The sequence below is a fragment of the Candidatus Nitrosocosmicus franklandus genome, assembly GCF_900696045.1.
GTDB lineage: Archaea > Thermoproteota > Nitrososphaeria > Nitrososphaerales > Nitrososphaeraceae > Nitrosocosmicus > Nitrosocosmicus franklandus_A.
In genome coordinates this window covers 1845350-1867420 of sequence record NZ_LR216287.1, presented here as the reverse complement: position 1 = coordinate 1867420, position 22071 = coordinate 1845350, and the positions used below count along the sequence as shown (strand labels likewise).

The window sequence follows — 22071 nt, the reverse complement described above, 5'->3', positions numbered from 1 at the left end:
CCAACAAAGTGCGAATCACTCTAAATTCTCATATGAATTAGGTTTTACATTAGTTGTTATTACAAGTCTAATCTGCATTTTATTAATTTCAATTCCAAAAACCAATCTGGATTATTCAACATCATCTTTTGGTCAACTATTACAACAAATAGATCAGAATGAATCGCAACATTCAATCAACAAGCATCAAGTTTACCAAACTATTACAGACACTATTAGCAGCATAAATAAAGACAGTTCTATTTCAGATAAACCTGATAATGACGATAGTCAAACTCAAAGCACTGCTTTATTGTCAACTTTTCAACATAACTTATCAATACTAGATAACATTCCATTGCAAAAGATACGAGTTGGTGATATTAATATAGCATATAAACAGATTGGCGAAGGAGCACCTATATTACTAATTAGTGGTAGTGGCAATGTAATGGATGTATGGTCTACCCACTTTCTACAAGAATTATCAAACGGTCACAAAGTGATCATCTTTGATAACAGAGGAATAGGAAACACCACTTCAGGATTAAAACCTTTTTCCATTGGACAATTCGTTGACAACACTGCAGCATTTGAGTGCCTTGAATTTACAAGAAATCGATGTACTAGGCTTCTCTATGGGTTCTTTTGTTGCGCAAACACTGGTCACAACATATCCAGAAAAAGTAAATCGCCTCATATTATATGGTGCTTCATGTGGTGGACCAGAAGGCATTCCTCAAAGTCCTCAAGTTGTGGAAGCACTTTCGGATTTTGTCAACAATCAGACCAAAGATGAAAATTCATTTCTAGAGGTAACATTTCCAATCAAATGGATTAAGGAAACCAAAATTTTTTAGATGCAATACCAAAGTCTTCTGAAATGGTGCTTTCTACTACGTTAAAGAAACAGTTTGAAATAAATGAAAGCTGGCTTTCAAAGAACTGGACAGGCGTATGTGATCAACTTCAAAAATTGACTGAACCTACTTTAATAATAACAGGCACGGAGGACAAAGCTGTTCCTGCTGACAATTCATTAGTTTTAATAGACAAAATCCCTGTATCGTGGCTTGTACAAATTAAAGATGCAGGACACGGATTGATGTACCAGTATCCAGAAACCTTTACCAGTATTGTAAAAACATTTTTGAATTTAACAGACAAAAATAAAAGATGATGATTTCTTCAGAAGTGGAAACTTCGACTATAAGTCAAGGGTAGTTTTTGTCGACACTACAACGCTCTCTAGTGAAACAGTGATAATTATTCCATAGTGTTGTTCAAATGCGAACGTTAATTATAGTAAATACATCTATTATCCAGGCACACCTTGAATCCAACACAAATATTATAGCTCTTTCCTTCATATTAATTTCACAATGTCATGGCAACTTTGACCATCCTCAATCACATCGCGATCTTTGTTCAAGACCTATTTTTAACATACCCTTCTCTATCGTCGTGAAAGAAAAATAAGTGCAAATAAAAATAACACAACAAGTGAAACAGATGTAGAGTCTTCGATTTCGCACCCGATCAATTAGTTGTCAAGAAATTTCTTGAGATAGTAGAACGCTTTAGAAACGAAGCGAATCCAGTAGTACATTTTATTGTAGAGTTCTTAGACAAAGAAGGAGAAGGAGAAGAAGGAGAAGAAATAACAGAACATCGTCTTCAAGAAATCATGACATCATTAGAAAAGATTTCAGACGGTATCTAATTACCAATCCATATTGTCACAATCCGTGATACCATTATTCAGTTATTGAACCAATAATGCATGATCATCAAGAAAATTGTATTATAGACTCAAAAGAGATCAGGACTGGATCCATTTTAAGAACAAGTATATATAAGATCTATAGATATGATTTGTAAATATCAAAAACAATTTATCGAAAAACCTCAACAAGCTTCTAGAAAATTCTATATGAAATACTTATACACTACAAGTAATTTCGTCTTAGGCAATTATGTCAATAATAGTTTCCGCATATAGTTACTCTACTTGTAGATTGAAGTAAGATCATAATTAGAATTTATTCTCTAAATGTTACTTCAATTATTCCTTCACGTATCTTCACCTCATAAAGTTTCATGGTTATAGTAGCTATAGGTAATGGAATAACATTCACAATATTATTACCTGTGGTGTCTAAGATTTTAATGACAAGATAGTCACCATATCGGTTTACATCAAAATTGTCTTTGTTTGTAAATGGAGCCTTTATCTTCAAAATTAATGTCGGACCATCTTTTACGAATTCAAAGACCTTATCCGAGTAAAAAACTCTTGACGGATCTTTATTAGCAAAAATTGTCTCTGCATTTTCCCTTAACATTTCGATTCCTTTCAGTTCTTTTTCATAAAACCTTTCTTCTATAATATATAATGGATAAAAACTGGTTTTTGCCTCTTCAATTTTTGTACTTTGATACTCTGTCCACTTTGTAAAATAGCTATCTGGAACTTGACGTGGAAATATTTTGTTAATTATTACAGCATCAACATTCATGCCATAAAGGTTTGTAGACATAAGTGCTCTTTTTGCATTCTCGATACTGAATGAATCGGGATTGATTAGCAGTCTCAAGCTTGTAATTTTAGTATCAGTCAGGATTTTTGATAGGATCTCAAGTCTCTTGAGTAAATTCATCTCAATTTGAATCACATCGGTAGGAATCGGTGCAAAAGAAGAAAAAGGTTGAAACATTTTTACAAATCCACTAAAGACTCCTGTAAACCCAGAGAACTTTTCTCCAATATTTCCAACAAGTTTGGGAAAATACAAATATCTCAAAGCTTCTCCCGAAGCTGGCATATCCATAACTATACAATCAAAGCTTTCATGGCGCATAAATTCCTCAATTTTTAACAATGAAAATAATTGAGTCATTCCAGGAAGCATTGCGATCTCGTAGGACAATGTTTCATCCAATCCTCTTTTAGAAAATATCGACGCAACATATGATAAAACAGAACCATAATTTTCTGCTAACTCAAGGACCGGGTCTACTTGTAATGCATAAAGATTATCCAAAATCTTTATAGGCTTATTTCCTACAACGGGTACCATAAATGCATCTTTTAAAGTATGTGCAGGATCAGCTGAGATTACCAAAGTCTTGTAATTAAGATCTGCAAGTTTTATGGCAGTAGAACATGAATTAACTGTCTTTCCCGTTCCACCCTTTCCAGTATAAATTATTAATCTCACAATCTATTTATTTTAAAATGCTTTAAAAGTGTGCCCAGAGAGCTAGAGAGATAAAGTGATTTAGAATCATCTTACCCATTAAATAAAGTAAATCAAAAATCTACACATGGACAAGTTATCTAAAATAAATTTGAGTTGAAACTTCATCATGACATACCAGTTGGGTATCATAATTCTAAAAGTAAAAACGAAAGTAACAGATCGGTGCCATACCTTATGTTTTTGATATAATAATGGTTGATAATGTGCAGAGTAGCTCCTGACACAAATCAAAACCAAAAAGATTAAATCCTATTTAGAATGAATGTATCAAGTTATGGCTGGTATGTAGTAATACCAGAGTATAAAAAGAATACCGGTTTTCTAAAATATATTATGTCTCTAAACAAAGTGTGATTTTTAAAGATATCACAAATATGAATAAGTTCCCTATCAGGTTTTGCCAGGTGAGAGTGTTAAATAGAACCATAGGTCAAACTACCCGTAGATCACTAAAAATCTCCCATTTCATATAACTTTAGTTGATACTATAAGCATATTGATAGAATTTCACCATGATATGGTGAAATTCAGGCATATTAACTACTATTCCTAGTTGATGACAGAAGAATTGACGCATGTATTGTTCAAATCAGCTCGACAGGACCAAAATATTTGTTTTATTTATATTCTTATTAATATATTAAATAATATATGCTTCAGCAATCAAAAGATTGTAAAGCTTTTCTCTCACTGGAAAATTGATGATTTCTTTATATACTTTTCAAGCACGAAATAAATGTGTCGCATGCGACACAAATGTTTAATTAATTATCCTTAATAGATCTATAGGCTCTGTTCAGTTAACAGGTTTTAATTCCTTGTTGTGATAGTCGACAAACAGGTTCAACCAGTTTTTTACGTGTTTTAGTTTGCAGTTCTTTAGCCTGCAGGGAAAGTAATCATCGAAACTTTCAGTTCTGTCCTTGATATACTGCATTGTTCTTTCAATCAAGTTTTTTTCATAGGAGGAATGGAGATGGTGTTCTAATTTAAGGAATTGACAAGCCATGGGATACCAAGTACCACCATCTGTTGAAACTGGATGCTTTCCATAGTCTCTGACTATGTTTGACAGAAACCGTTCCGCAACAAACATGTTTCTCTCCTTAGAAATGGATAGTGAGAGAATTTCCTTACTTTTCGCATCTATTGCAACCCATAACCACGTGTATTCTGAACCAACCTTAAGCAATGTTTCATCTACAATGAATTCACATATCCTTCTTTGTTTTGTCTTGATAATCTTAGGTTGGTACTTTTGAATCCAGTTCCAGATAGTGACATGATTTCGTTTGATACAGTATGATAATCTTTCAGATGTTTTCCTAAGAGAAAGACCTGAAAAGTACAAATGTAAGCCATAATACACATATTTTGAAGGTGTTCTGTTTCTAGTATTCATAAAAGAGATAGGACATCTTCAAGCTATAGACTTGACGCTAAATGAACAGAGCCGATCTATACCACGAAACATTTATAAATGATCAAAATTTCAAATACCCAATTCTTACCGTACCACAGTATATCCGTTTGATTTTCCTCTGGGTTTTATGATTGTAATAATGGTCTATGCTAGAGTTTGCATCCCCAAACGGGTAGTTAGTACTACGTATTCCAATCGGTAATCCTCATAATATCTATGACAAGTCTACTTGCTCAAAAAGCATGATTTTCTAACTTGTTCTTCTTGGGATGAAAGTATGCTCTTTCTTTCCCCTTTCAGAAGGGATTTTTGAAACTAATGAATATTTCGGACTCATAGATTCATGTTTTTTCCTACACATAATGTATAATTTAACGTATTAAGAGACTTGATATTTGTTTGTTTATGCAGTTAGAATTAACTCGAGGATAATATAAATTTCCAATAAATACACTGTTCGACTTTAATTAATTTCACCAATTGTCTCTTGTCTGGTCATATCTGCCAAATATGAATATAGATTAATCAATAAATTACAAGATAGTTATGCAAAGAAGGATTACATCAATTTTTCAATTGCATTAGGTCAAGCCTCACCAACTATCATTAAGATATTCTTGCTGCAAATCCGACTTACTGAACCTCTAAATCGAATTCATGGATTACTCCTGTGGGAATAGTTTGAATCCATCTTGAAAACCTATATCAGCAACCCCCTCCATCGATATAATACTAAAGAAGACTTAAAGTGAATGAAAATAGTTTAGATCCTGATATCACGCTGCTATCCTGATGAGTAAACTGTTCGCGGAGAATTTGGAGAATTTGAATACATTTGACCATAAATAGCAGAGACTACTACATCCAATATCTTCTAAATTTTCCTGACCCTAGATGTGAATGTTGTTATTTGAGCCCAAAATCCCTTAATATGATTGGGACGATGGATCTGGAGTATTAACAGGGCTAATAGGTATTAGTGAAATCACAGGGTTCGCTTGATCAGGATAGGAATTTTCGAGTATGGATAATACGCCTTTTCCTACATCATACTAACCAGTTACATTAAGTTACTGAACAACAGATATTGCAAGCAATACAATAAAATCTCAAACTCTTGAATAATCCTTTATCACACACTTGTCTTATTTTGAACTGACCCTCATTAAAATATCAATATTTAGTCAATGATTTATTAATGGAACATGTTTTTTTGATCTTTGAATTAGGGATTACTGCTACAATGCTATAGAAGTCATTACAGAACCCATTTCTTTTACTATTCTGTTGACTTATTCTTTTTATCTAATAAGAACTATCACAAATATAGATCGGGCACAGAAGGAGAAGTTCAGATTTAGGTCCCTAGTATGGATTTTGTTAACTAAATAATTAAACAAGTTTTATGCTCGATCCTCAAGTAGAACACCTACGGCAAAAGACTTACAATAAAAACAATAGCTACAATAATTGCAATGCCTATAACAATTATTTTGTTCTTATTCTTTGTTGATCTCAATGTATCGATAAAGTAAAGTAAAGTTAGTCAAATACTTTACTATAATGGTGAGGTATTGTAATTAGTGACAAGTTCTATTTAGATTTACCATTTATGCGTCAATGAAAACTTTACTCCATTAGAATATTTATCAAAAAGCCAAATTAAACTTGAAAGTATTCCTTTATCAAATACACAAAATTAATTCGCATAATAGTTGTTTGGAACTAAGGAGTAGCCATGGTGAAATATATCAATGGATACGTCTAGTTTATAAATTCATAACGAAAAGTAAGGTTAACTTTAGCTCCCTAAAAGTTGACTTCGGGTCTTGCATCTCTGGCACTTCCCCCACCCTCCCAAGTCACCCCTCTTGCAGGACCCGATTCTTTTAAGAAATATGAGTTACCAATTGTATGTTACGTTTATATTTGAGGAATATTCACTTATTAAGATCATAAATATGTTTATAACTAGCTTTATCACTCTCTTCCTTATCACCGATAGATCTACTACAGTAGACTCGATCTCATCATTCAAAATTGTTTATCACGAAAATCGACTTTAATGATTATGAATTAATACCATTACTTCGTATGTTTTAATGCAGACCATATTATTCTAAGGTATTATAAACATGACATCTCATGATGCTATATACTAGATTTATGCAATGACTTTAATAAATTCACTTCTTGTTCTACGACAGATGGAAGACGACCTAGGTTGTAAGCATAACGGTTTATACCCCTCGTACTTACCCATTTAGCAAAATTCCTTAAACTTATTCTATAGGTTATGCCGATTGTATCTAACTTTTGAAAAAATCATTTTAGTATTACTCTTAGGTGACGATAGAATGTAAAGATAATTATGCCTCAAAAATGTGATATTATAGGTTACTTCATTTTGATACAATGATCTACGTAACAACCAACGAATTTCATCATTAAAAGTTACCTACTTTTCTACTCTCCAAATGTCCGAAGCACACTATCGATAAAGATCTGCATGTACTTTTTGGTGTCCTTTATTATTCATAACATCTATAAAGAAATGTCAAATTGGATTTGCCATATTAAGGTAATATCATGGTATGATTAGCAAGAATGTATATATTATTAGTTTGTTTAATTATCAAACCATAGCATTAGAAAGCAAAGGCTCTGAAATTTCTAGAAGATATAGTCATCTATTTTTGCAGTAATGTATAGAGTTCAAAATTCTCTTTCTTCAGATTTTCAATACTAATAGGAGGATACCCTTTGTCGTACCTCAACTGTTCTTTAATTCTTTGAGGGTACTTCCACCGAATTTTGTTTAGCTTATTACATTCATCTAACCATCTAGTAATTATCAATATTACTTGATCTTCTGGTAATTTTTTGATATTTAGCAGATACGGTATCAAGATATGCCAAAGACAAAAGTACCTATGGTCTGCGATTGGAGTTTTCAATAATCTTTCGATCCAAGCGATATTGTTATTATCATTAGATTTAGAATTTGTGATACTGTTTCGCTTCTTTGATTCCTCTGATTCTATCTTTATTTGAATTAAATGATCTAAGAAAGGTAATAAAATCGGACTTGCTATAACTTCGGTCCCATTCCATTTCTGAATTATATCCACTTTGTTTCCATATTTTGAGTTAATAGTCCCTGGTATTCTAATTAAGCAAGAATAAATTGAAGGATTATGTTTTGGATCGCCTTTTTGGCTAGTAAGATATTTTCCTGCAAATCTTATAAAATCTGTGGTCAAGTCAGATCTTGTAATATATTTAAAATCCTCAAACTCTTTAAAATCCTCCAAAGGAAGTCTTTCGTCGTTCTTGGCGACCATCTTTATGGGTTGATAAATGTGATAGCCACCACCAGTCCAGAGAACGGTAGGGATACCATTGATTTCATCTTTTATTTTATTTAGCGTCTGTTTTAGGATATAATCTAGTTTTCTTATAGGATACTTGCAAGTAGAACATAAGGATAGATCCAAATCTATGAAAATGAAACTAGGGTATAGATTTCTACTCTCATTATGATGATGGAAAGGATAGCCATTAATTCTACAATCAACAAAATCAGCTTTAACAAAATACTCTAGCATCTCCTCCTCTGAGTCTACAAACACCTGACCATTGGTTTTTGCAGTCATAATTGACCTTGGAAACACAAACTCTTGACCACTAAAATGAGACAATATAAATTGTGTGTTCTTTTTTAGCTCATCAGACATAGACAAGATGTACACCATTAGAAAATGATATTAATTAATGATCCTGATCGACATCAGGTTTAATATAATCATTATTGGTTTCATTAAAAAATGATAGCGAAACTTTCTGAGCATTTTGTGAGAGGTTGAAATCAAAATCTATCAAATACAAATTAGTATCCCAAATGCAGTAGTTATATGTTGCTTTCTCTCAGGTACCCACAGTCTATTACAGAGAAGTTGTATTTATATGAAATTTTATCTAACTCAAAATTTTCTACAAAAAGAATTGGTAAACAAGATAATCTTTGCTCGGGTTTTACATTCATTAATTAAAGAAATGCTTCTCAATCCATCGAAATATCTCTGTATGCTAAACAATATTTGTACTTTACTAGATTCTAATCCTTTATTCACATGTCCAGGATGTATTTTAGGGTCTTTCATCTCGCAGGTCGACTCTCGTATATGTAAAGATATGATCCCATGTTTTTCCATGCTGACGGATGCATCTTATGGTTGAATTTACGACTGCCCAAAAAACATAATTACGGTTATTTTGCCTAATATACCCCTTATTGTTATCTAAGGGATAGCTTTTCTGATAGAAACAACTTTGGAGAAAAAGTATTAAAGAACTCGATCAAAAGTATTGTATTTTTCTTAGACACCTTTCTTCTAATGGTATACCTATTCCTAGAACGTTCATTATTATTTTTGCCCTCAGGATCATTCATTATTATTATCATATATTGAGCATGCTGCAGAACTTTAATAATCTATAAGCGCTTGATTCACACGAATTAGACATCTTTTTAGATCCAAGTCAATAACTTGTCCAATTATGATTCATCATATAAAATAATGATAAAACAATAGAGAACAAAACAAATATTTATGTCCAAAAGTTATGGTCATTGTTTCAGATGTTATCAATTTATCGAGTAAGAAAAATATCCTCATTATTGTTGTCACTTGTATTGATGGTAACAATTGGAGTTAACCCTATTGAGTCCTATGTAAATGGCTTCAATTCGAGTTCTAATTTATCTTCTATATTATCCACCTCACAACAACCTCAGCAGCAACAAGTTTCGTCAGATAATTTTGTATTAGAAGATGATGGATTTAAAATAACCAATCAGATAAAAGAGCTTCTGAGAGAGCGCATAGACAACAATAAAACCAACGCAGCAATTGCCATAGGTCTTGTAGATAAAAATGGAACTCAATTCTACGGTTATGGTCAATTATCAAATAAAAGCAGCAATACCAAAATAGACCAAAATACTATATTTGCAATTGGTTCCAATACTAAGGTATTTACTGCACTCCTCCTTGCAGATATGGTCTACAAGGGTCTTGTCAATTTGGACGACCCCATTGAGAATTATCTTCCGTCGAATGTTACTGTTCCGCAATATAAAGGACACAAGATTACACTTGAGAATTTGGCAACTCATACCTCTGGTCTACCTGAGTGGCCTTACAACTATTGTCCTCAATATGACCCATCGAGAGCATCTGTTCAAGACTCCATCCAATTCCGATTAGGCCTTATTGACTGTACTAAGGATTACACCTTAGAACAATTCTATCAGGCATTATCTAACACATCCTTACTTGGAGAACCGGGTTCTCAGTTTCACTACTCTACATTTGGGTCGGGATTGCTTGGTCACATATTGGTACTAAAGTCAAATATGTCATCATATGAAGAACTATTACAAAAAAGAATTCTGGACGTATTGGGAATGAACAGTACTGGGATCAATCTCTCTGAACAAGACAAGAAACGTTTAGCCATAGGACATTACAAAGGTCAAGAGATTCCATCTTGGAACCTTTCAGCTCCTATTGAGGGAGGCGGGGCGATATTTTCTACGACAAGCGACATGGCAAAGTTCCTATCTGCAAATATTGGATTAATTAAAACGGTATTAGACAAACCAATGCAAGATTCGCACTTGATAAGACATGATACTGGTCAACTATTACCCAACAACTTGCAAACATCAGAAGCGGCTGAATTGGGTTATTATGTGGGACTAGGATGGATTGTGACTACAAACTTTGGTCATGAGATCATATGGCATAATGGCGCTACTGCAAGTGGTTACAACGCTTTTATGGGTTTCAATCCGACAACAGAACGGGCCGTTGTCATACTCACTAGTGATGACATAACTAGTAATAATATTTCAAACATTGTTTTTAACGATAAAGACATGCTCTCTAACATGGTAATGGATCTGTTAACGAACAATTAAGTTCTGACGAAAAACATCCTTTCTTACCTGTTAGTTATAGTATAGCATTTTCTGATCACAAAACTTTTTACACATTATCTTTCTTGTACAAAGGCTTGAATAGGCTTTATGTTTTTATTTCAAGAAAAAGGTGCATTATTTCTTATTCCTCTTCTTTTTTACAAACGAAATCTCAATTCCATTTCTCAACTCAATGAATAATGCTATCACAGTATGATGACAATATATCTAATGCATTGTAGTTTACCCATTTAAGTTGGGTCAATGAATTAAACAAGCGGCTACAGAATTCACTAGTTGCTATTATATAGTAACTATATGAAGAATACCTGACTTGATATATTCAAATAGAGTTTTTATATCAAATACACTGACTTATTAGTTGAATCTCATGTCTCGTATTGATCGAGCTAAATATTATATTTGCAAAATAAAACTACTGTCTAAAATAGGTAATAATTCTTCATTAGATTATCGTATATTAGTATGCATAACAATATCACGATCATGGTTTAAGTATTACCTTCAATAATATCTATAACAATTAAATGTGAAATTCATCAAATTTATGTTAACGTAGGAGGCAAAGGCAAACTTGGGTACAATTAGTTAGATGTTGTCAACTGTCATACCTCATGTCCCATAAACCCGCATTGAAACCCTGTTACTTTTTGAAAATGTGTTAAAAACACTACTAATAATTAGATATAAAATGCAAGGCAGAAAAATGCAAAAAAATAATAGGTTAGTAAGAATATTGTATCAATTTCTTATTCTACAAGTTCTCTAGGATCTACATTGGTGAAGTAGAATTATCAGTCATGGCTGATGTTGCATTATCGCCACCAGTCATATTAGATCCCATGTCCATGGTTGTGCCCATATCGTCAGTTGGTGGTGGTGGTGGAGTCTGAGCAAATGATGGTTGTGCGGCCGTAAACGTTGCAGCTACTAGAGAGGCTGTTGCCAATATACTAGCTATTGCAAATAAGTATATTTTGTTCATGCGTTTTGTTATCTAATTTTATTTCATATAGTTATTATCATGAAATATACTACAAATTTGTTATACTAGGTTTATATAATATGTTTGTGCTTTGCTCTGAATTCAAGGAATTAAGCAGTTTTTTAATCCATTTTGAATTATGAAATATTACCCCTTGTTATTTGAAAGAAATAAAAACAATTAGAAGTGTGTGTAGATATAAAAAACATAATGAGAATTATTGGAAAAATAAGAGTAGCATCAGCACTAGATTTTATTTATTAATTGATAATTAATTTTCCTAGATGTTAAAAACAAATTTGTCTTTAATTAAATGTAGAATTGTTGAGTAATTAGTCAGTCAATGTTGCTTTGTCACCATTTTATAGTTTATTGTAAGAAACATTTTCGATGAGTACAAATAAGATGATGTTTTTCAGCATCTCGTTAGTCATGGCTGTAATGTTACTTTCATCAAGTAATGCAATTAGTAGTTCTTTTGCACAAACAAACGCTACCAGTAATGAAGATCAGACCACTGCTACTAGTACAGATAATAGCAATACAGATAGACAGAATTATGATGAATTCCAAAATTGTCTCGAGAATGAAGCAGGAACTTCAGGATTCGCTACTGAAGATCAGATAAGAGATTGTTTTGCCCCGATTTACATAGAGGGTAGTAGTAGCGATAACGACAGTGATAGCGATAGCAGTAGTAGCAGTGATAGCGATAGCAGTAGTAGCAGTGATAGCGATAGCAGTAGTAGCAGTGATAGCGATAGCAACTAATCGGGACAACAATTCTGACCATATTTCAAAGACGACATTTTTATTAATTTTTTGAAGCTAAGATTATTTTAGGTACTTGCCGTATTATTCTCTTTCTAGATGTAATTTTCCAGTATGATATTTTATACTACATGGCATAGCACCCTATCTGCTCTACTATTACATTGTGTGTTTTAGATATGAAGGGTTTTTAATTATCATTACCAAGTCAGATAATAGAATTTATTTTATCTTTATCGAGTCTTAGGAGTTCAAAAAGAATATTTACTCGATAACAAATTGATATTCCTCCTAGGCCGTCTGTTTGTGGACAACCTAGGCGAAGCACCGGCCTAAATGATGCAATATGATTTCACATTGACGATATAAAACACTTTCAAATAATATCTAAATATCTCATCTCAGAGTAAATGTGTATTTATAAGTAAAATATTCTATATTTTTGTAATCTACAGGAAACAGACAGTCATCATCAGTCGCAATTTACCTATGAAATATCATCATGGCTTGTCAAAGTCATTCCTGAACTCAAAAATTTTTCCTTTGTTATGTTTTGATCCTATCAATCATATACATAGACATTATGTACCAGTCGCAATCTCCTTGCCATTTTAATGTACCTATCATATCACGTTAAGCATGTTGTCAAGATTGTTATCATTATTAGTTTCGATATTTTTATAGAGTAAACCATCAATTCATATCCATAACATCTAATAATATTAAGATCTCCGGAATTTGGATCACAGAATCGAAATCAACCGAGTTGTTTGAATCAAATAATTAGTAAAAAAAATTCGACTGTAGTCCCTCTTTTGGAAAAACCAAAAACAGTCGAGTAAATCTACGAAAATGAAATCTATCTCAAGATAGATTAAGATCGATGGTAAATCCAGATTCAAAAGTTTAATACAAAAGTAACTATTCGCTCTTCCTTATTTTAAGCATCTTATTTATACCTCTACGAAATTCATAACTTACTTTTTCAATTTGAAAAGATATCTTATTATTCATTCGGGTTCCAACATTATCGAGCAATTTGTTAAAATAGTCTGGAAAAGTGGCATCGGGTTTTTGACATGGAAATATTCTTACTTCCTTACTAGTAACACGTAATAATTCCAATATAGAATTAAAATGAAATTGATAGTCCAACATATTATGATAATAAAAAAGCAAATTAGAGCTTAATGCCAAATCAAATTTTTCATTTTCGAAAGGTAGTTTTGGAAGAATAGCATGTATGTATTTATATTTGGTAATTTCATCTTTATCTTTTCTTGTCACAAGTCTATCCACCTTATAATCTGAAATGAATTTTTCAAAAGCAGTGTTCCTTGCTTCATAGAGATCACTAATGTTAGAATAGATGTTCCAATCATACAAGTCAGGAACTTGGGAGAGCTGTTTTACCATGTATTCCAAGTCTTCTTTACCTCGATTTCTTAGTACTCCTACATCATCCTCTTTATACAACAAATCACATCCGACAGCTTCTTTAATCTGATATTGAGTAGACGAGGCTTCAGCAACAAAAGAAGAAGCTCCGGATGGACAATCTAATATCCTTAGGTCCCTCAACTGGAAAGGAGACAAATTGAACATCTTCATATACTCAGAAAATGTCCTCCCAATGAAGACGACCCTATTTAAATTTAGAATGCTGGGATCATTCTTAAAGTCACTGCTTTCTATTGGTCGATTTGACATGAATCAAGTTTTTGTAAATAATGTTATGTAATAAATGACTTTTGATAACAGCAGTCAGATCCCATGCAAAAGGATAAACCGTCCAAAAAATCTATCGTTCTGTAACATATTTTATTGCAAACTATTTATCGTTCATGTTTAACGTAAGTAGATTATACAAAAGAACACAAGCTGATTATTTCTGATTTGGATGAAAATTCAATCAGAGCTGAAAGTATCTCATCTAAATATTTACCTGTAGTAATCCATACAATCATAAAACGAAATAGATAAGAAGATGTTGTTTAGAAAAGACTGTGATCGATTCTATTATGGGATTACTCAATTATCCATTATTCTTATAGACGACTCTATTTTCATTTGCTATTAATTTCAGTTCTTTGTGGTCTCCATGATTTTCTAGAGTGTAAAGGGCAGCAGCCTTTGCAGCTAGCTCGGCCAAGATAAGACTAGAGTCATCACTTCCGATTATAATGACGTCATTATTGATAGGCCTTAATCCATCCTTTAAAAGCAGTTCAAGAGATTTTTCATTTCTCAGAACATTGTACTTTGAACCGGGGATCGAAAACTTTCCGTTTTCAAAGATCAATGTGGTAGCCCCTTTTGCACCCATCTTTATAGCTGCATCTCTTTGCTCAATTCCTTGCCTAATTGCATTGCTCATATATATCAGCAAAATAGCATAATTAAATTTAGAAATAGAAATCGAACTTTGCGGAATTTCTAATTCAGACGGAATGTATTTGGACAGTTGTTCAAAAATCTTTGCACCCTTCTCTGACATTGTTGTGCCTTTATTTGTAGTGATAATCATCTTTTCCATTTTCAGATGTTTTATCAACGTCTTAATGGAACCTTCTCCCAATTCCAATTCCCTTACCAACAAGAATCGGCTGACATATCTTTCTCTATTTATTAACTGCAAAGTTTTAAAGACATGGGCAGGACTAAATGACAAGACCCTACTTGGTGCATATCTACTGGAAATGGAATTTAGAGTATTTATCACTATATGCACAAAGATATCATCGCATATTTTAGATATAACGTTATCCCTCCCCCCTTTCAACTTTGTTAAATTAATACAATGATTATGTTGCTTAGATTTATGATACGATGTCCTTAATGTAGTGATTATATAACATTTTAGCATTTAATCTTAGAACGTTTTTAAGACATGGGATCAGAGGAGAATGACGATAATTACTGTATTAGACAATACTGCACTACGATAAATCCCTCATATTGGGACGATTTAAACTTTCCTTAATCTGTTTACCTATTATCTGGCTTGATCACCTTTAATATCTAAAAGTCACAAATATTCCTACTGAGGATTTTAATATCAGGAATAGGTTATAGAAAGAGTTGACTTGACTATTCATTCCAGAAGGAAATATTTGTGTTTATAGTTGATGAGTCAAAGTGGATCTGGAAAAACCATTCTGCTAAAACTATTGTGCAGGATTTATGAACCATGGAACGGAGACATAGAATATATCTGTAATAATGATTGCGATTCGATCTTTTATTATCCATCTATTGGCTATGTTCCTCAAATAGAAACTATTGATTGGAACTTTCCAGTTTCTGTTCATGAAGTTATTGCCATGGGATCATGGAATTACAAGAGTTATTATCTTCCATGGATCGACAAGAAATTAAAAAACCAAATTAAAGATGTGTTAAGAATATTGGGTTTGGGTGGATATGAAAAACGGCATATTAGAGCACTTTCTGGTGGTGAACAACAAAGAGTATTTTTGGGTAGAGCCTTGATTAGAAATCCTGATGTTCTCATTTTAGATGAACCCACGACGGGCCTTGACTATGTATCTAGGGAGAAGATATTTGACATACTAAAGAACCTCAATAACAATGGTATGACTGTAATTTTGTCCACACATGACATAACTCACATAGCTAATCATTCTCCTTGGGTAGTATGTTTTAACAAATATGTTATTGCAGAAGGTCCTCCACAGAATGTTCTTAAGGAAGTTCAAGGAAGTTTATCGTTCAAAAAAACATATGGATTAGCAGATTACAAGCGCAGTGATAATAAACATAGTAACTTTATTTAGTTAGCCATGAAAACAATCATACCTTGCTAAGAATCTTAAATTTCTAGGTTATTTCGACAACTTTATTTTCGGATATTATTTTGATTGTCTTACTAACTATCAAAAGGAGCCTTTTTGACTTTATTATTTGAGCGCGATTTAAACAGCATGAATAACATTCAGTATAATTTATTTGGTTTATCAGTTACGTAGGGTATAATATAGTAATATAATGTATTTATTTCACACTTAAATACTATTTTGAATACAAGTGAACATGAATAAGAATTTCACATATCTGACACTATGTGTAGCTTCAGCGATGAGTATTCTCATACTTGGTTTGAATGGAAACTTTGATGACGCATATGCACAAGGAAATCAAGTGGAAGTATCCATTGTAAATGGGTCTGCTACACTTACAGAAAATGGATATGATCCGGATCCGGTACAAGTAAAAGTGGGTCAAACAGTTGTTTGGACAAATAATGATATTGCTTTTCATACAGTAACTTCTGGTCTTCCTGGAGATCCTGATGCAGGAGCATTATTTGATTCAGGTATAGAAGGCCCTACTGCATTGACTGGACCCGGTACAACATTTGAGCATACTTTTGACACAGCAGGGGAATTTGATTATCATTGTACATTACATCCAGCTTTAGTTGGCAAGGTAATAGTAACATAATCGAATTTTTTTTGACCATTTATTTATAAAACTCAATTTTGTTTTCCTGAAGTGAATTCTTAGTGATTCCATTCATGATCTAATACCCTTTTCCTACAATTCAAATTACTGTAAACACAATTAAAGAAGATGATAATAGAGCAGTAATCAATCATAGACTATTTAGAGAAAAGAAATCATCAAGAAAATAGTAGGATGACGAATAATACAGCACATATAACATAAATAATAATCATTTATAATATTCATCATAAATATTACGTGATTTTACCCTTCAATCAAAAATATTGAACTAATTTAGTCGTATTATTAATACTTTGATCATCACGATATAACATGAAATTATCATCAATATATTTGCTGGCAGTTGTTTTCGGTCTTTTGCTAGTTACCATGATGCCTACGACTATTTTGAGTTATTTGTCTTCTTCAAACCTAAATGTTGTCCACGCGCAAGAAGATCCATCTGCGGCACCATTTGATATAAACGATTCAATTAGTTCTCAAAACACTGCTTCACAACAAAGCAATGATAATGTACGATTACCAAGTCAGGAAGGCTTTGAGGTAAGACTGCTTGCTTCAAATTTTAGCGAACCTCATAACATCATCTATGGTCCAGATGACATTCTTTGGATTACAGAGCGGCTTGGAAAGTCAATTACAATGGTTGATCCTCAAAATGGAACCATATTAAATAATATAACTGTACCAGGTGTTCATCAATCCCAGGGCCAGGATGGACTAATGGGAATGGTGCTTGATCCTAACTTTAAAAATAATGGTCATTTTTATGTAGCTTATACTTACAACGCCAATAATTCAACAGATGAGCTTGAACGCCTTACAAAGATAACCAGATTCACTTTTGATAACAACACTAACACAATTGGCGAACCAATTGATGTTATAAGCGGACTTCAGGGAAGTATAGATCACAACTCTGGACGTCTTGCTTTTGGACTCGACGGTAAATTATACTATACAATAGGTGACCAAGGGAAAAATCAACTGTCTTTGTATTGTTTGGATATCGAAGCCCAAACACTTCCAACTGCAGGAGATGTGGCCAATCAGAATTGGACTGCTTACCAAGGCAAAGTATTGAGAATGAATACAGATGGATCCATCCCTGAAGACAATCCCGTGATAGATGGCGTACAAAGTCATATTTTCACTCTTGGACATCGTAATCCTCAGGGTTTGACTGTAGGACCGGATGGTAATCTTTATGTCTCTGAACATGGCCCCAATTCAGATGACGAGGTAAATCGTTTGCAACCAGGTGGTAACTATGGGTGGCCCTACATTGCGGGCTATCAAGATGATCAGGCATATAGATTCGTTAACTGGTCATCAGCAGGAGAGCAGTGTCCACAACTAGATACGAGAAATGTAACTGCAGGAATAGAAGCGGGTGTTTCAGTTACAAACGAGAGTGAAGTTAACTTGCCAAACTTTGTTCCTCCTATAACCACATTTTTCACAGTTTCAAATGATTATAATTTTACCGATCATAATTGTGGTCAATTAGCTTACATATGTAATCCAACCATAGCTCCATCTAGTTTACGCCTATACGACTCTGATACAATTCCCGGATGGAATGGTACGTTGCTTATGCCAACTCTGAAGGGTGGTAAAATCTATCAACTTTTCCTTAGCGATAATAAAACAAGTCTCTCACAAGATCCAATTGAAATGTTCCAATCAGAAAACCGATATAGAGACTTGGCAATAAGTCCCGATGGCGGTACTCTATACGTAATTACTGACTCCAGCGGACCTGTGCAGGCAATAGGTGGAGGTGCAACAACAGAACTATGGAATCCAGGTTCATTGCTTGAACTCAAGTATATCGGAGGAGATAATGCCAACATGACAAGTATGCAATAAATCGAACGCTATCAATACCGGTAGCTCTCCTACATTCTTGTCCAGTTAATTTGTATTCTGACATTCTTCTATTTTCTTAAGGATTTAACGAAATGATTTTAGATAGATAATTTCTATATCAACCTAATTATCCTCACACAAGCCTTGCCTTGGCTTGGTAAAATAGCAAAGCTGTTTATTAGTGAAACAAAATAAACATGAATCAGTATTTTTATATCGAGATAAAAGTCGACGGAGGAAAGATTACTAGTAAGGATCATTATATTCAATATACCCTTGTTCAAATCATTTTAAAACAAGGAAATTATCGTATCTATGAATAGGCGTTAAAAAATTGTTTGGAAATTTTGTATAATATTAACATCTAAGTTTCAAGGTGATTGAAGAATAACTAAATCTTCAAAATCAATTAAAAAGACGAATATGTTTACTGTAAAAACATGTACATACAAACAATCAAAAACATTATTTAAGAAATGAAGATGAGTGTATTCTCATCTATTGTATCACTGAACCTGTTATTGATTGATTTCCAAAGTGGTCATCAATCTTTTCTGGATCAAAGTAGACTGAAATTGTAGTCTCATTTAATGTAATTATAGTAGGTTCTTCCGTTACAGGGCCTTCTCTCATCGTAATAGTGGTAGTTCCTTCAATAATAATAGAACCATTCTCATTGGATGGTTGTCCCGAAACAGCTAAATCACTAACTTCATGTTCATGAGCAGCAGATCCATTTGGCTTTACCATACTTATAACAGCCTCAAAAGTTGGCGACTCGGAGTCTATTCCAGCTAATGACCAATTACCAGTATTTATCCAGTCTGGATTACCCGAAGCATCTGTTTGAGTATAATTAAAAGTACCCGTTTTTGTTGTGTTCTGTTGTTGAGCATAGGATGTATCAAAGTTATTTGTCAAAACAACAGTTGTTGCTAGCAACAAGGTTAGAAATATTGTTGTAGAAACAATTAGGGTTGACTGATTTTTTGAGATCCGAAGAATATTGAATTTCATATCATGATCCAATATATCAACATTCTTTAAATACTTGCAGCTAAAAATTATTTATAACTAGTGTTTTAGATCTGTTACATATGTAAAAAGATCATAGTCTATTTCATTGACATTGTTAACCTAATTAGTTTTTTATTTACATAAAACTACAGGACCAAACAATCTTGATCTTATACTAGAGATTTTTTTCATTACCAGAGATGATCAGCCATGCTTGAGTTTACAAGTAGTCAATAACAATCAAATGATATCTCAAAATTTCATATAGCAGTATTGATACTATTTACATTAAAGATATAACTATTAATGTGTACTGTATTATATAGACATGAACATTATTGAAAACGAAATACGATATTTAGTAGAGGCAAAAACAAGTGGATGCAAGGAAAGAGGAAAGAGTATTTCGTATCATTTCTTAGAGCCATCTCATAGCCTTTGTCTGGGAAAAAGCGAATTATTGTTGGCCCAAATTGAAGCTTGTGAAAGATTATTGAAATATACAAAGGATGAGGAAGATATTAGCATACTAAAGGAAGAAATTACCAAACTAAGATTAGCTTTGGATTTGATACGATACTGAGATTTAGAATTCAAATATTAATTATATTTTTGTCTGAGCAAATATAACCATAGAAGCCTTGTTTGCCAATGTATGATGGTTTTACTTTGGTCTAGTCCAGTCACAAACAGCTAGATCCAATAATTGCCGTTGAGTATTTGCACAGCATAACATAGTTTAGTAAGCAAGTATGTAAGCGTTATGGTTATTTGCAGTATCGATTAATAATTTAACCATGCATGGTGGCTACAAAGTTATCATGTTATGAGGACCCCATTTTTAATACAAACATCTCATGTTTTGGCAATCTCTCAAGAGGATGTTTTCAGGTTTGGGATTGTTTTTCTATGATCAGATCCTAGAACGTATTCAACAACAAAAGAAGTCTACTCTGACAATTGTGATATACATCTTATCTCAAGCTAAAAAATCGTTTCTTCCTTTTTTTCTAAATTACTCAAAGGTTACCCAGACAATCAAGTAAAAAACCATTTTGATAAGTATGCTAACTTGTTTTCAACTATACTGATAGCTTTGAACATGGTAGATAAGAAAGATAACTTCGCAGTAAATATCTAGGTGCACTAATGAATATTACTATCAAAATCAGATAATGATGAAACTATACTTGTATCCTCTTATAAAATATGGTAATCACTAGCTTATATGATTGAACTGACAAAAGTAGAAAGAGAAAATAAGGTATATGTTAACGATAAAGCAATAATTTTGGACAAAGAGTCCATTACCCCTTCAGAATTATTAGAACTGGCGGGTTTTTCATCTTTAGTTTACGACTGTTATTTTGCACAGAATGATGAGGAAAGAACAATTGAAGGAGAAAAGCAGACCAAAGTAAAGAAAAAAAAGAAGACGACAACTCACAAGCCATTGGACAAAAACAAGAAGATAAACATAGAAACCGGAATGAGATTTAATGCGGTACTCAAACAGTAATTACGTAATTCTTTGAATTAAGTATCCTATCTCTTCTAAAACTTTTGCAAGTTCAAAGTATTATTGTTTTCAGACAAATCAATCTCTGTTTCTTAAATACTTTTATGACCAGTCTCTTGTGACATGACTATAGATCCAGATTTTCCTAAAAATCATAAAGTTATTGGAAAGCACTCAACCTCCGATGGCTCATACTTTCATCTTGTATGGGGTCCCGGTAGGTCCGATGCAGAGTCTTCTACAAATAAAGAGGTCCAAGAAGCATACAAGGCTAGAGGAGAAGAGTATGTTCCACTAGGTATTCATGGAACATATGTTGCAGTGGACTGGGATTCATGTATTGCTGATGGTTCCTGTATCGAAGCCTGTCCAGTTCAGGTGTATCAATGGTACAGATCAGAACAAGATGTTCCGGCAATTGAAATGGTAAACGCTGTGAGCGAAGGCACGGGTGATGACCACAATAAAGAAGGTAGGAGGGATTATACCGACAAACCAGACCCGATTAGAGAAAGTGCCTGCATTTGGTGTATGGCTTGCGTTACTGTATGTCCTACTAGTTCCATAAAAGTAGATGAAGCCAATCTACCAATACATGAAAATGAGGCAACCAAACTTGCTCAAGTTTAGTTCAATAATACTAATGAACAAGAAGAGGAGGATACTACAAAGTCACCGACAAATGCAACAAATGACATATGTAAACTAAATAAAAAATATCAAGGTCGATTTTTGCAAATCTCCCTC

General features: G+C 33.2%; 17 protein-coding genes. 10 read left to right on the top strand and 7 right to left on the bottom strand.

The features are described 5' to 3' along the window. Nucleotides 1-554: 554 nt before the first annotated feature. Together NFRAN_RS08805 and NFRAN_RS08800 are read left to right on the top strand one after the other, a co-directional pair. A complete protein-coding gene (locus tag NFRAN_RS08805; RefSeq protein ID WP_145988060.1) occupies nucleotides 555-839 on the top strand; it encodes an alpha/beta fold hydrolase in 285 nt (94 codons plus the stop codon). A gap of 23 nt (nucleotides 840-862) precedes the next feature. Continuing rightward, nucleotides 863-1159 carry an alpha/beta fold hydrolase gene (locus NFRAN_RS08800; protein WP_134484641.1) on the top strand — a complete coding sequence of 99 codons (297 nt, stop codon included), beginning with the start codon at nucleotides 863-865 and terminating at the stop codon, nucleotides 1157-1159. A gap of 862 nt (nucleotides 1160-2021) precedes the next feature. Here the strand turns inward: NFRAN_RS08800 and NFRAN_RS08795 are convergent. From NFRAN_RS08795 to priX, 3 genes are all read right to left on the bottom strand, one after another. Next, nucleotides 2022-3200: an ArsA family ATPase gene (locus NFRAN_RS08795; protein ID WP_172602233.1), complete on the bottom strand. Its 1179-nt coding sequence runs from the start codon at nucleotides 3198-3200 to the stop codon at nucleotides 2022-2024. A gap of 838 nt (nucleotides 3201-4038) precedes the next feature. After that, nucleotides 4039-4644 carry a DDE-type integrase/transposase/recombinase gene (locus NFRAN_RS08790; protein ID WP_134482534.1) on the bottom strand — a complete coding sequence of 202 codons (606 nt, stop codon included), beginning with the start codon at nucleotides 4642-4644 and terminating at the stop codon, nucleotides 4039-4041. A gap of 2711 nt (nucleotides 4645-7355) precedes the next feature. Continuing rightward, nucleotides 7356-8402, bottom strand: a complete 1047-nt coding sequence (priX, locus tag NFRAN_RS08785; protein ID WP_232038067.1) for a DNA primase noncatalytic subunit PriX — start codon at nucleotides 8400-8402, stop codon at nucleotides 7356-7358. Between the two features lie 905 nt (nucleotides 8403-9307). Here priX and NFRAN_RS08780 point away from each other — a divergent pair. Beyond that, nucleotides 9308-10651: a serine hydrolase domain-containing protein gene (locus NFRAN_RS08780; RefSeq protein WP_134484638.1), complete on the top strand. Its 1344-nt coding sequence runs from the start codon at nucleotides 9308-9310 to the stop codon at nucleotides 10649-10651. Between the two features lie 793 nt (nucleotides 10652-11444). On the opposite strand, the gene NFRAN_RS08775 is transcribed toward NFRAN_RS08780, so the two are convergent. Beyond that, nucleotides 11445-11657 (bottom strand): hypothetical protein, encoded by a 213-nt coding sequence (locus NFRAN_RS08775; protein WP_134484637.1) that lies wholly within the window; start codon nucleotides 11655-11657, stop codon nucleotides 11445-11447. Nucleotides 11658-12047: 390 nt separating this feature from the next. Between NFRAN_RS08775 and NFRAN_RS08770 the strand changes: the two genes are divergently transcribed. Beyond that, on the top strand, nucleotides 12048-12428 hold the full coding sequence (locus tag NFRAN_RS08770; RefSeq protein WP_134484636.1) for a hypothetical protein: 381 nt from the start codon (nucleotides 12048-12050) through the stop codon (nucleotides 12426-12428). Between the two features lie 921 nt (nucleotides 12429-13349). On the opposite strand, the gene NFRAN_RS08765 is transcribed toward NFRAN_RS08770, so the two are convergent. Both NFRAN_RS08765 and NFRAN_RS08760 read right to left on the bottom strand, forming a co-directional pair. Continuing rightward, nucleotides 13350-14033 (bottom strand): class I SAM-dependent methyltransferase, encoded by a 684-nt coding sequence (locus NFRAN_RS08765; protein WP_425321225.1) that lies wholly within the window; start codon nucleotides 14031-14033, stop codon nucleotides 13350-13352. Nucleotides 14034-14463: 430 nt separating this feature from the next. Then, nucleotides 14464-15159 carry a DUF4443 domain-containing protein gene (locus tag NFRAN_RS08760; protein ID WP_197731164.1) on the bottom strand — a complete coding sequence of 232 codons (696 nt, stop codon included), beginning with the start codon at nucleotides 15157-15159 and terminating at the stop codon, nucleotides 14464-14466. 397 nt (nucleotides 15160-15556) lie between these two features. Here NFRAN_RS08760 and NFRAN_RS08755 point away from each other — a divergent pair, with 397 nt between their 5' ends. From NFRAN_RS08755 to NFRAN_RS08745, 3 genes are all read left to right on the top strand, one after another. Further along, complete coding sequence (locus NFRAN_RS08755; RefSeq protein WP_134484633.1) at nucleotides 15557-16225, top strand: metal ABC transporter ATP-binding protein; 669 nt, start codon at nucleotides 15557-15559, stop codon at nucleotides 16223-16225. 256 nt (nucleotides 16226-16481) lie between these two features. After that, nucleotides 16482-16892, top strand: a complete 411-nt coding sequence (locus NFRAN_RS08750) for a cupredoxin domain-containing protein (protein ID WP_134484632.1) — start codon at nucleotides 16482-16484, stop codon at nucleotides 16890-16892. A gap of 336 nt (nucleotides 16893-17228) precedes the next feature. Beyond that, complete coding sequence (locus NFRAN_RS08745; RefSeq protein WP_134484631.1) at nucleotides 17229-18788, top strand: glucose/sorbosone family PQQ-dependent dehydrogenase; 1560 nt, start codon at nucleotides 17229-17231, stop codon at nucleotides 18786-18788. Between the two features lie 498 nt (nucleotides 18789-19286). On the opposite strand, the gene NFRAN_RS08740 is transcribed toward NFRAN_RS08745, so the two are convergent. Beyond that, nucleotides 19287-19805, bottom strand: a complete 519-nt coding sequence (locus NFRAN_RS08740; RefSeq protein WP_134484630.1) for a hypothetical protein — start codon at nucleotides 19803-19805, stop codon at nucleotides 19287-19289. A 328-nt stretch (nucleotides 19806-20133) separates the two neighbouring features. Here NFRAN_RS08740 and NFRAN_RS08735 point away from each other — a divergent pair, with 328 nt between their 5' ends. From NFRAN_RS08735 to NFRAN_RS08725, 3 genes are all read left to right on the top strand, one after another. Next, on the top strand, nucleotides 20134-20388 hold the full coding sequence (locus tag NFRAN_RS08735; RefSeq protein ID WP_134484629.1) for a hypothetical protein: 255 nt from the start codon (nucleotides 20134-20136) through the stop codon (nucleotides 20386-20388). Nucleotides 20389-21033: 645 nt separating this feature from the next. After that, nucleotides 21034-21324: a hypothetical protein gene (locus tag NFRAN_RS08730; RefSeq protein WP_134484628.1), complete on the top strand. Its 291-nt coding sequence runs from the start codon at nucleotides 21034-21036 to the stop codon at nucleotides 21322-21324. A gap of 123 nt (nucleotides 21325-21447) precedes the next feature. Continuing rightward, entirely contained in the window at nucleotides 21448-21954 is a 507-nt protein-coding gene (locus NFRAN_RS08725; protein ID WP_134484627.1) for a 4Fe-4S dicluster domain-containing protein, read from the top strand. Nucleotides 21955-22071: the final 117 nt, after the last annotated feature.